The 717-nt window shown below is 65.7% G+C and carries 1 protein-coding gene; it reads right to left on the bottom strand.

The genetic code is table 11. From position 1 onward, the window contains the following. Window positions 1-717: carbon starvation CstA family protein (locus M5C01_RS32755; RefSeq protein WP_283094144.1), on the bottom strand; the 717-nt coding region annotated here is incomplete at both ends.

Here is a 717-nt window from a genome sequence, read left to right as displayed (position 1 = left end):
GGCCAGGGTCGGCGCACCGCCGGCACGGGCCAGCACGGTGGTTTCGCCGATGTCCTTGGCCACGGCCAGCAGGGCGTCGGGAGTAATCGCGAAGCCCCAACTGCTGACGGTCTGCGCGACGCTCACGGCATCCGCACCCACCACGGCCGCCGGGCTGTTCATGGCGAAGTAGACGCCCGGATCGATGACCGAGGCGGCGACCATCGCCATGATTGCGACGAAGGACTCCATCAGCATGCCGCCGTAACCGATGTAGCGGGCATGGCCTTCGCTGGCCAGCAGCTTGGGCGTGGTCCCGGAGGCGATCAGCGCGTGGAAACCGGACACCGCACCGCAGGCGATGGTGATGAACAGGAACGGGAACAGGCCGCCTTTCCAGACCGGGCCGGTGCCGTCGACAAACTGGGTCAGCGCCGGCATTTTCAGCACGGGCATGGTGATCAGGATACCGATGGCCAAGGCCATGATGGTACCGATCTTGAGGAAGGTCGACAGGTAGTCGCGGGGTGCCAGGATCAGCCACACCGGCAGTACCGCGGCGACAAAGCCGTAGCCGATCAGCATCCAGGTGATCTGGATCCCGGTAAAGGTGAAGGCTTTGGCCCAGACCGGGTCGGCGGCGATCTGCCCGCCGAGCCAGATCGAGCCGAGCAGCAGGAGCACGCCGACAACCGAGATTTCACCGATGCGGCCCGGGCGGATGTAACGCATGTAGAC

Origin of the sequence: Pseudomonas sp. MWU12-2319 (assembly GCF_023242525.1) — a bacterium.
Taxonomy (GTDB): domain Bacteria; phylum Pseudomonadota; class Gammaproteobacteria; order Pseudomonadales; family Pseudomonadaceae; genus Aquipseudomonas; species Aquipseudomonas gingeri_D.
The sequence above is the reverse complement of the archived record's forward strand: the minus strand, read 5'-3'. Positions and strand labels throughout refer to the sequence as shown.